A 10,764-nucleotide genomic window follows, 5' to 3' on the forward strand; every position below is an offset into this window, starting at 1 on the left:
TCTTTGATAGGTCTGCCTCTTTCACTATTATCCTAAATCAACGTTGTGATATACTTGCTGCACATCTTCTAAGTCCTCTAATGCATCAATCATTTTTTCAAACTGAGCTTGTGCATCTTCAGGAAGAGTTACATCATTTTGAGCAAGCATCGTTTGCTCAGCTACTGTAAATTCCGTAATACCAGCATCGTTGAACGCTTTTTGTACCGCATGGAATTGATCCGGATCAGCATAAACAATTACAGAATCTTCTTCTTCTAAAATGTCACGCACGTCTACATCTGCTTCCATTAACAGTTCTAGCGTCTCTTCTTCATCTTTACCTTCTACACCAATAACAGCTGTTGGATCAAACATATACGCTACTGATCCGCTTACTCCCATATTACCGCCGTTTTTACCAAAGGCAGCACGCACGTCTGAAGCTGTTCTGTTTACGTTATTCGTAAGAGCATCTACGATAACCATTGAGCCATTTGGTCCAAAACCTTCGTAACGAAGATTATCGTAATTTTCTTCTGAACCGCCCTTTGCTTTTTCAATAGCACGGTCAATAATTGCTTTTGGCACATTGTATGTTTTCGCGCGTTCTAATACAACTTTTAACGCTTGGTTTGATTCTGGATCTGGCTCACCTTGTTTTGCAGCCACATAAATCTCACGGCCAAACTTGGCATATATACGACTTGTATTAGCATCTTTTGACGCTTTCTTTTCTTTAATATTGTTCCACTTACGGCCCATATTGTTTCACTCTCTTTCAAAATTGAATCTAATAAAATAAATAGGCAATGATATATCCGTTTTTATTATACATCAATTCCCTCTTATCTTTCGAGTTTAATACCTAAAAAAGACAAGCAATCTTTTGGTATATTTCGTTAACTAAATAAATGAGAAAACCATTTGATAACAGGCTGAATGATTTTTGTATATAATTTTTTCAGCGGTTTGTATATACATCTCACCCAAATCCACCGTAGGGGATAGTAGATCATATGAATTATGATCCACTTAACTCCTTTCCAAAAACAGAAGAATATACGCTGACAAAATGAAACCACGGGAATAACAATTCCATTGTAAAATGGCAGCACAACATATTTCCATAGAAGATAACAAGGGTAACAAACCATGTATAAAACAGGGTATAAAACATACTTCCATATAAATCTAGTTATAGGCAAAAAACATCGTTTCCAAACGAAGAGAATAAAAGGATAGATGAGGACACTCCATAGCCAAGAAATAGGATAAACGAATAAAAAACGTATAATGTATCTCCAAATGAAATCAATGACAGGTTGAATAATTCTTGTTCCTATCCATATGAGGGGCTTAGCGATAAAATATATCCATATCTTACACAAAATTTGAAATACAAAATAAAAGGGAAAATACAAGACAAAAAAGATGCCTCGCAACACGTACTTTATACTTTGAGCTACTCCACTAATACTTTTCACTTCCTTTTTTATAAATGAGTTTCATTCATTTACCTACTCTATTATATAAAATAAATGAAGCAAGCAAATATATTTTTTAGCTCAATGAGAATTATATACAAAAACACCCTTCTATAATAGAAGGGTGTCTAGAAACTTATTATTCTACAGTAACTGATTTTGCTAGGTTACGTGGTTTATCTACATCGCAATCGCGGTGCAATGCAGCGTAGTAAGAGATTAATTGTAAAGGAATAACCGCTGCTAGTGGTGAAAGTGTTTCGTGAACTTTCGGAATCACGTAGCGATCTTCTTCTGTTTCTAATCCTTTCATTGAAATGATACAAGGATTAGCTCCACGTGCTACTACTTCTTTTACGTTACCACGGATGCTTAAGTTTACATGTTCTTGTGTTGCTAATGCAATAATTGGCGTATTGTTTTCAATTAAAGCGATTGTTCCGTGCTTAAGCTCTCCTCCAGCAAATCCTTCTGCTTGAATGTAAGAGATTTCTTTTAGTTTTAACGCGCCTTCTAAACCTACATAATAATCAACAGAACGTCCAATAAAGAATGCGTTGCGAGTTGTTGCTAAGAATTGAAGAGCAATGCTTTCCATTTCTTCTTTGTCGTCGCAAAGTACTTCCATTGTGTTTGCTACGATTGCTAACTCTTGAACTAAATCAAATTCTAATTCAATGCCGCGTGTTTTTGCTGTTACAGCCGCTAGAATTGATAGGACTGCTAATTGAGCTGTATAAGCCTTTGTTGATGCTACAGCAATTTCCGGACCTGCATGAAGTAATAACGTATAATCAGATTCACGAGATAATGTTGATCCCGGAACGTTTGTGATTGTTAACGCTTTGTAACCTAGTTCTTTAATTTGAACTAATACTGCACGGCTGTCAGCTGTTTCTCCACTTTGAGAAATAAAGATAAACAGTGGCTTTTCAGATAAAAGCGGCATGTTGTAAGAGAATTCACTTGCTACGTGCACTTCTACCGGAACCTTCGCCCACGTTTCAATGAATTGTTTACCTACTAGGCCTGCATGATAGCTTGTTCCACATGCTACGATATAGATGCGGTCTGCTTCATCCATTGCTCCTAAAATGTCTGCATCAATGTGCAGTTCATTGTTTTCATTTTGATACTCTTGAATGATTTTACGAACAACTAAAGGCTGCTCATCAATTTCTTTTAACATATAGTGAGGGTACGTACCTTTTTCAATATCACTTGCATCAAGCTCTGCTGTGTAAGGTGCTCTTTCTACCACTTCACCATCAAGCGTTTTAATTGTTACGCCTTCTTTTGTAACAATTACTGTTTCTTTATCCATTAATTCTACGTACTGATCTGTTACTTGAAGCATTGCCATAGCATCGCTTGCTACAACGTTAAATCCTTCGCCAACACCTACAAGAAGCGGGCTTTTGTTTTTAGCTACGTAGATTGTATTTTTATCTTCGTTATCAACAAGAGCTAGTGCATAAGAACCGTGAAGCAAACTTACTGTCTTGCGGAACGCTTCTTCTACATCTAAGCCTTCTGCTGCGATTTTTTCAATTAACTGAACGATTACTTCTGTATCCGTTTCGCTTTTGAACGTTACATCTTGTAAATATTCACGTTTTAAAATAGCGTAGTTTTCAATTACACCATTATGCACAAGCGTGAAGCGTCCAGATGTACTTTGATGCGGGTGAGCATTTTCTTGGCTTGGTACACCATGAGTTGCCCAACGCGTATGACCGATACCTGCTGGTGCTACAACACTGTTATCTACTGCCTGACGCAATTCTGCAATACGGCCTTTTTCTTTGAATACGTGTACGCCTTCATTGTTAACAACTGCAATACCTGCTGAGTCATAGCCACGATATTCTAACTTTTCAAGACCACGTAATAAAATTTCTTTCGAATCTTCTGTTCCAATATATCCTACAATTCCGCACATAGATAAAATCCTCCTTCATGTATGAAAAGAGAGTCTCTTTTCATCATCAATGATTATCATCTCAATGCTTTTGTCCAATAAGTCACCTCATTGTTTTTCACATCAAGTTTTCGGCCGTGATAATCAACAACCGGGAGGCATCCGCCGATACTTCGATAAACCTCCTCCTCGTCAACTAAGTCGTTTCCGTCCCTTTACTTAGTTCAGGCGCTTTGTATTCACTTTTAAAATAGATTGTTCACTCCTTTACATAAATTAAGAGACGAACAGATTTAATATTACAATAAGAAGTGAGAAAACGTCAATTATCTTCTTTACTATCTGTAAAAACAGCCTTTAGCATCAGATAATTTCCAAGAATTTTTCTCAACAATATAAAAATATGCATAAGCAGCTCGAAACGTCACCGCTTATGCATATAATTAATGAATTACTCTAAGCCCATTTCTTCTTTTACTACTTCTACGATACGCGTTACATAAGTTTCACATTCTTCTTGTGTTTGTGCTTCAACCATAACACGTACTAACGGCTCTGTTCCTGAAGGGCGTACAAGTACTCGGCCATTACCGTTCATTTCTTTTTCCACTTCTTCAATAACCACTTTTACCTTCTCGTTATCTGTAACATGATGCTTATCCGTTACTTTTACATTTACAAGAAGCTGAGGATACTTCTTCATTTCAGCTGCTAATTCTGATAAAGGCTTTTTCGTTGCTTGCATAATGTTTACAAGCTGAATAGCTGAAAGCATACCGTCACCTGTTGTGTTGTAATCTAAGAAAATAATATGACCTGACTGTTCTCCACCTAGGTTATATTGATTAGCTTTCATTTCTTCTACTACATAACGGTCGCCTACACCAGTTTGTGCACTTTCAATTCCGCTAGCTTCTAGTGCTTTATAGAAGCCTAAGTTACTCATAACGGTAGAAACAAGCGTATTTTTCTTTAAACGTCCTTGTTCATATAAGTACTTTGCACAAATGAACATGATTTGATCACCGTCTACAATCTCGCCTTTTTCATCGATTGCGATTAAACGATCTCCGTCTCCATCAAATGCTAACCCAACATCCGCTCCTTTTTCTTTTAAGAAGGCACTTAATGCTTCCGGATGTGTAGATCCTACACCGTCATTGATGTTTAATCCGTTTGGTGATGCCCCCATTGTAGAGATATCCGCATCTAAATCTGCAAATAAATGTGCTGCTAACGACGACGTTGCTCCGTGCGCACAGTCTAATGCAACATGAATACCTGAGAAGTCTTCATCAACCGTTTGTTTTAAGTATTGAAGATATTTTTGTCCACCTTCGAAGTAGTCATTTACCTGACCTAAATCTCCCCCAACAGGTCTTGGTAATTGATCTGTTTCACTATCCATTAACGCTTCAATTTCATTCTCTTGTGCATCTGACAGTTTAAATCCATCTGGACCAAAGAATTTAATTCCGTTATCTTGAACTGGGTTATGTGAAGCAGAGATCATGACTCCTGCTTGTGCGCCAAGTGCTTTTGTTAAATACGCTACCCCTGGAGTTGAAATAACGCCTAATCGCATAACTTCTGCACCAATTGAAAGCAAGCCTGCAACAAGCGCTCCTTCTAACATATGACCAGAAACGCGTGTATCGCGTCCGATTAATACCTTTGGTCGCTCTGCATCTTTTGTTAGAACGTAACCACCTAAGCGTCCAATTTTAAAAGCAAGCTCAGGAGTTAATTCACTATTGGCAACTCCTCGTACTCCGTCTGTTCCAAAATACTTACCCATTAATTTTCTCTCCTTCATGTCAAAACATTTAGTTTCCTGATGTATTATCTGTCTGTCCATCTACGGGTGTAGAATTTTCATCACTTTGATTACTACTATCGTCACCAGTTTCTGTATTATCTGTTGGTGTATCTGTATTGTCTTCAGGTGTATCAGTCTCTTCGCTTGGTTTATCAGTTGAATCACCTGAATTTCCCGTCCCAGGATTTGTTCCTGATCCTGATCCAGTTCCCGTGTCTGGCTTTGTTTCTTTATCGCTCGTGCTTCCACTTGTTTCTTTATCCGTTTGCTCATCATTTGTCCCTGATTGTTTTTTCGCTGTTACACGAACTTTTGCCTGTTTAGTCGATAGTGTTGATGTAACAGAGTCAGGACTATTTATTATAATAGGAACCGTGTGCTCCCCAGCAGATAAATTCCCTACATTCGCTGACAAGCTAATGCCGCTTTTCGTTAACTTATCTAAATCAGATTTTGGTCCTTTTACATCCGCATCTACTGAAGTAGGAGAAAGCAGTTCATACGTGTACTTTGAGGATTGACCAGTTAAAGAAACCGGCAAATTCTTAAATGACTTAGTCTCAGCTGCACTTGCGTCCGTTTCTTCTGCGTCTTTCTCATCACCTTGTTTGTCTACTTCCACATGAACGGTAATTTGTTTAGGACTTACACTATCTATTCCGTCTGGAACAGGGACATTCACCTTAATATCTTTAGATTTCGTAATACCGGTAACATCGACTGGAATATTATCAATTTTATCGATTTTTTCTAAAGAATCAGATGGACCGATAATTTTCACGGTATCTGTTTTAGGCTCTAGCTTCGTAATGTTGACACCGTCGCCTGGCGTGCCTTCTTGAATCACATCGATCGGCACTTTTTTACTAATATTTTTCACCGGGATTGTTACATTGACCGTTTCTGGTTGAACTGTTACATTCAATTTATTTAAATTCTTGTCTAATGCGACAACAGTTGCTTGTTTCGTCACTGTTTTTGAAGCATTATCTAAATCAATAATAGCTTTTACATAAGCAACTTGGTCTAATTGACTTGATGCGCCCGTTACCGTGACGGCTCTTGGGCTAACGGTTGCTTCCCCTGCTTCATACCCATTTTTGACCTTATTTTTATCATAGCTTGCCTCTACTGAAAACTGTTTTGAATCGCGTTCTTCAATTGTTACATTTACAATATCAGGCTTAACCACTACGTTTAAATTATCAGAGATATTTCGATACTGAACCTTGACTCTATGCTGCCCTAAGCTTAAATTATCAAGGTCAATATAAGCTTGATAATCTTTTTGTAGCTTTGTTTGAGCCAAAATATTTTTAGGACCTTCCAGTGTCATAATGACCGTATCCGGAACACCTCTTACAATTCTGTTCTTCTCATTGTAGGATACTTGAACCGGAACATCTGTTAATGTTTCTACTCCAGTGTTGGCAGAACTGCTTCGGTTCAGAATTTTATTTGATGAACTGGCACCATCATCTAAATTAACAGATAAATATAACATGAAGGCTAACAGCAACGCGATAATTTTCATAACCCACGATCGATTCATCAATTTATCCATTCTTCTTCAACCTCCATTGCCAACGAGTGGAAGAAGTTGCTTTAGAAGTTGTGACTAATTCTTTTTCTAGCATTTCTCTTAATGTATCAATGGTCAATTCACGATACAATTCACCGTTTTTGGTAACGGAAATGCCTCCAGTTTCTTCAGATACAATGACAGTCACACTATCTGTTACTTCACTTATTCCTACAGCAGCACGATGGCGAGTACCTAATTCTTTTGAAATAAAAGGACTTTCAGATAAAGGTAAGTAACATGCTGCAGCGGCTACTTGATCCCGCTGTAAAATAACCGCTCCATCATGAAGTGGTGTATTCGGTATAAATAAGTTGATTAATAATTCAGAAGAAATATTAGAGTTGAGCGGTATACCTGTTTCAATATAATCACCCATACCCGTCTCTCTTTCAATTGAGATCAATGCACCTATGCGTCTTTTAGCCATATAATGCGTTGCTTTTATAATCGCCTCAATCGTAACGGTACGTTCATCTTCTTCAGGCAAATTACTGCGTGAAAACAAACGTCCTCTCCCAAGCTGTTCAAGCGCTCGGCGCAGCTCTGGCTGGAAGATAATAATAATAGCTAAAAATCCATACGTTAACGCTTGGTCCATTAACCATTGCAACGTATTTAGTCCAAGGAAGTTACTTATAAAGCGGACAACTAAAATTACCGTGATTCCTTTTAAAAGCTGTACTGCTTTTGTACCTCTTATGACCATAATTAATTTATATATGACGAACCATACCAGGAGAACATCAACAATTTTTCCTAAATATGAGAGGATTGGCAGGTCTCCAATAGGCATCTTCTCACTTCCTCTATATATGTAATAAAGATAACATAACCGTTTTATTATACCATAAAACAAAATTACACTGTAAATTACATCTTATTTTTAAATCCTTGTTCCTATATAATGTAGCCTTCTTTTTATATAAATAAAACCGTCCACTGTTCCTCTCTAACAAGATAAGCGGACGGTTTTATGTTTAACTATTAAAAGTCAACAGCTTGCTTGGCATGAGTTTTGACGTTATACCATACCCAGTCAAAAATCTTGTCTAACTCTTCAATATTGCCTGTCACTTCTCCTGCAGAAGCTAGATACTTATCACCATGTATAACAGTAACGTTTCCATCTACTTTTCCTTCAATTTTAATATCGCCATTTCTCACAGTAATATCACCTTTGACGGTCTCACCTTTTGGTACAACGACTGTTTTATCGTGAATGACCAGGTTCGGCTGCTTTGAAACAGAAAAGTCTTCATCCGTTTCCCAAGCTGAAAACACCGTGCCGGACATTAACAGCACAAATACAGCAGCTGCACTAAGAATCGGATGGTTTGTAAACCATCTATTCATTCGAATTCGATTCTTCTCACGTGGTAACCCGGCCATAACACCTGCTGTAAAGTTCATAGGTAATTCTATATGAGAAGTGCTTTGCACAAATGCAATCGTTCTTTTTAACTGATGCATATGCTGCTGACAACCTTTGCATTGGTGCAAATGCTCTTTTAATAACAGTTCATTTTCTTTTGTAATATCTCCATCTAAATGCTCATGAATGAGGTTTACATACATTTTTGGACATTTCATTCTTAGTTCACTCCTTACAAGTGGCGAAGTCGATTTCTTAAAGCTTCACGTCCTCTGTGAATTCTAGTCTTTACCGTACCAAGAGGCAGGTCTAAAATATCGCTGATTTCTTTTAACGACAGCTCATCTATATATTTTAGGACAATGACAGTTCGATATTTCTCAGGTAGCTTTAATATTTCCGACTGAATGAATTCTTGCAATTCTACTTGCTCTAGCTCTTCCTCTGGTAAGGCCTGATCGGCAGCTATTTGAGAGTACATATTTAACCCGTCGGTCCCGGCTACTTCTGCATCTAAATAATAGTCTGGCTTTTTCTTACGAATTCGATCAATACAAAGATTTGTAGCAATTCGATATAGCCAGGTGGAAAACTTTTTACTCGTGTCATAGCTATGAATATTTACATAGGCTCGAATAAACGCTTCTTGTGCAGCGTCTTGCGCTTCTTCCCGGTTTCCTAGCATTCGATAACATAGATGAAAAAGTTTATCCTTGTGATATTCTACTATGTCAGCAAACGCATCCTGGTCACCTTTTTTTACTTTTTTTATTTTTCTTTTTAATAATAAATCCATGTAACGGTTACCTCCGCCCATTGCGGGATAGTATATATACGTGTACTTTATCATAAAGTTTCACTTATGCTTAATTATTTTAACAAAAATTTGTCAAATACGTTTAAAAAGATCGTACGTAGGTTATGTAATTAGTATAGATGAAAAGAAGAGGAGTGGAAAGCTTGACTCATACAAAAGAAAACCTTTTGAATCAAATTGAAGAATGTAGAAATAACATGGTCACTCTTGCAGCAGAAAATCCTTTATCATCACTAACAGTGGTGAGAGTAAGCTCAGAGCTAGATGGTCTATTAAATGAATATGAAAAGTTTTTCTCTATATAAAGAAGCTCTAGAATCTGAACTAAGAGCTTCTTTTTTTTATCTTCACATATGTTTCATGTACCTTTTGGTAGGCAATAATGTTTTATACTAATTTTTCTCCTAAAAGTGAGCCCATTAATGCAACAGCTACGGTAGCTGTTTTATTCCGCTCATCTAAAATAGGATTCACTTCCACAAACTCGGCAGAAGTGATTAGCTGAGATTCTGCCAACATCTCCATAGCTAAATGACTTTCTCTGTAGCTTATTCCACCGATAACTGGCGTTCCTACTCCGGGTGCATCATGTGGATCCAGTCCATCTAAATCGAGTGATAGATGAACGCCATCTGTTTTATCACGCAAATATAAAATTGTTTCTTCCATTACTTTTGTCATACCCATTCGATCTATCTCATGCATCGTATACACTTTAATTCCTTTTTCCTTTATTAGCTCTTTTTCTCCTTCATCTAAAGAACGGGCTCCGATAATCACAATATTCTCGGGCTTGACTTTAGGGGCATAGCCACCAATTCGAGTCAATGCTTCGTCTCCTATACCTATACTTGCCGCCAATGGCATACCGTGAATATTTCCGGAAGGAGACGTATCTGCTGTATTTAAATCTCCGTGTGCATCATACCAAATTACGCCTAAATTTTTATAATGACGACTTACTCCTGCTAGTGTTCCGATAGCGATGCTGTGATCTCCCCCTAGCACTAAAGGAAACCTTTTATTTGTAATAACATCACTTACGGTCTGAGCAAGTCTTTCGCTAGCATCCGCTACAGCTTTTAAATTCTTTAAGTTTGTATTTTCATCACTATGTACTCGTTCAGCTAAGGCAATTTCAATATTCCCTTTATCTTCTACACTATATCCAATATTCTCGATGCGTTCCATAACACCTGCATATCGTATCGCACTTGGCCCCATATCGACCCCTCGGCGAGTTTGACCTAAATCCATTGGTACTCCAATAATTGAAAGCTTATTCATAATATGTCCCCCCATCACAAATGTTGCTACTCTCTTATTGTAACGGCTAAATGAGCGATGGCTCAACTCGACACTTTTTTGAATATATATACAATTCTAATTTGTAGAAACTACACAAAAAAACCTTTAAGCAAATTGCTTAAAGGTTGTACGTTTATATGTATGGTGGAGCCTAGCGGGATCGAACCGCTGACCTCCTGCGTGCAAGGCAGGCGCTCTCCCAGCTGAGCTAAGGCCCCAATATGTTTTTTTATATAGAAATGGAGCGGAAGACGAGGTTCGAACTCGCGACCCCCACCTTGGCAAGGTGGTGTTCTACCACTGAACTACTTCCGCTTATTAAAATGAGCCATGAAGGACTCGAACCTTCGACCCTCTGATTAAAAGTCAGATGCTCTACCAACTGAGCTAATGGCTCTCTATGGCTGGGCTAGCTGGATTCGAACCAACGCATGACGGAATCAAAATCCGTTGCCTTACCGCTTGGCGATAGCCCA

General features: G+C 38.0%; 9 protein-coding genes and 4 tRNA genes. 1 reads left to right on the top strand and 12 read right to left on the bottom strand.

Annotation, left to right across the window (positions count from 1 at the left end):
• Positions 1-27: 27 nt before the first annotated feature.
• The 7 genes from ACMX9J_RS26220 to sigW all read right to left on the bottom strand — a co-directional run bounded on the left by ACMX9J_RS26220 (position 28) and on the right by sigW (position 8,959).
• Positions 28-744 carry a YebC/PmpR family DNA-binding transcriptional regulator gene (locus tag ACMX9J_RS26220; protein ID WP_013054976.1) on the bottom strand — a complete coding sequence of 239 codons (717 nt, stop codon included), beginning with the start codon at positions 742-744 and terminating at the stop codon, positions 28-30.
• Positions 745-1,605: 861 nt separating this feature from the next.
• Positions 1,606-3,408 carry a glutamine--fructose-6-phosphate transaminase (isomerizing) gene (glmS, locus tag ACMX9J_RS26225; protein ID WP_014461996.1) on the bottom strand — a complete coding sequence of 601 codons (1,803 nt, stop codon included), beginning with the start codon at positions 3,406-3,408 and terminating at the stop codon, positions 1,606-1,608.
• 430 nt (positions 3,409-3,838) lie between these two features.
• Positions 3,839-5,185, bottom strand: a complete 1,347-nt coding sequence (gene glmM, locus ACMX9J_RS26230; protein ID WP_028411905.1) for a phosphoglucosamine mutase — start codon at positions 5,183-5,185, stop codon at positions 3,839-3,841.
• Positions 5,186-5,213: 28 nt separating this feature from the next.
• The gene (locus ACMX9J_RS26235; RefSeq protein ID WP_028411906.1) at positions 5,214-6,770 is read right to left on the bottom strand and encodes a CdaR family protein; all 1,557 of its coding nucleotides are present in this window, start codon (positions 6,768-6,770) and stop codon (positions 5,214-5,216) included.
• Positions 6,763-7,584, bottom strand: a complete 822-nt coding sequence (cdaA, locus tag ACMX9J_RS26240; RefSeq protein ID WP_013054971.1) for a diadenylate cyclase CdaA — start codon at positions 7,582-7,584, stop codon at positions 6,763-6,765. The genes ACMX9J_RS26235 and cdaA overlap by 8 nt, the downstream gene beginning before the upstream one ends.
• Before the next feature lie 191 nt (positions 7,585-7,775).
• Positions 7,776-8,381, bottom strand: a complete 606-nt coding sequence (locus ACMX9J_RS26245; protein WP_013081391.1) for an anti-sigma factor family protein — start codon at positions 8,379-8,381, stop codon at positions 7,776-7,778.
• Between the two features lie 14 nt (positions 8,382-8,395).
• Positions 8,396-8,959, bottom strand: a complete 564-nt coding sequence (sigW, locus tag ACMX9J_RS26250; protein WP_013054969.1) for an RNA polymerase sigma factor SigW — start codon at positions 8,957-8,959, stop codon at positions 8,396-8,398.
• 155 nt (positions 8,960-9,114) lie between these two features.
• Here sigW and ACMX9J_RS26255 point away from each other — a divergent pair, with 155 nt between their 5' ends.
• Entirely contained in the window at positions 9,115-9,285 is a 171-nt protein-coding gene (locus ACMX9J_RS26255; RefSeq protein ID WP_223260213.1) for an aspartyl-phosphate phosphatase Spo0E family protein, read from the top strand.
• A gap of 82 nt (positions 9,286-9,367) precedes the next feature.
• Here the strand turns inward: ACMX9J_RS26255 and rocF are convergent, their stop codons facing one another.
• The 5 genes from rocF to ACMX9J_RS26280 form a co-directional block, all read right to left on the bottom strand.
• Complete coding sequence (gene rocF, locus ACMX9J_RS26260) at positions 9,368-10,267, bottom strand: arginase (RefSeq protein ID WP_028411907.1); 900 nt, start codon at positions 10,265-10,267, stop codon at positions 9,368-9,370.
• A gap of 163 nt (positions 10,268-10,430) precedes the next feature.
• Positions 10,431-10,506, bottom strand: a tRNA-Ala gene (locus ACMX9J_RS26265).
• A 22-nt stretch (positions 10,507-10,528) separates the two neighbouring features.
• Positions 10,529-10,603, bottom strand: a tRNA-Gly gene (locus tag ACMX9J_RS26270).
• Between the two features lie 9 nt (positions 10,604-10,612).
• A tRNA-Lys gene (locus ACMX9J_RS26275) sits at positions 10,613-10,685 on the bottom strand.
• 4 nt (positions 10,686-10,689) lie between these two features.
• Positions 10,690-10,764 (bottom strand) — tRNA-Gln (locus ACMX9J_RS26280).

This window comes from Priestia sp. RMT2NF4 (assembly GCF_047872835.1).
Taxonomy (GTDB): domain Bacteria; phylum Bacillota; class Bacilli; order Bacillales; family Bacillaceae_H; genus Priestia; species Priestia zanthoxyli.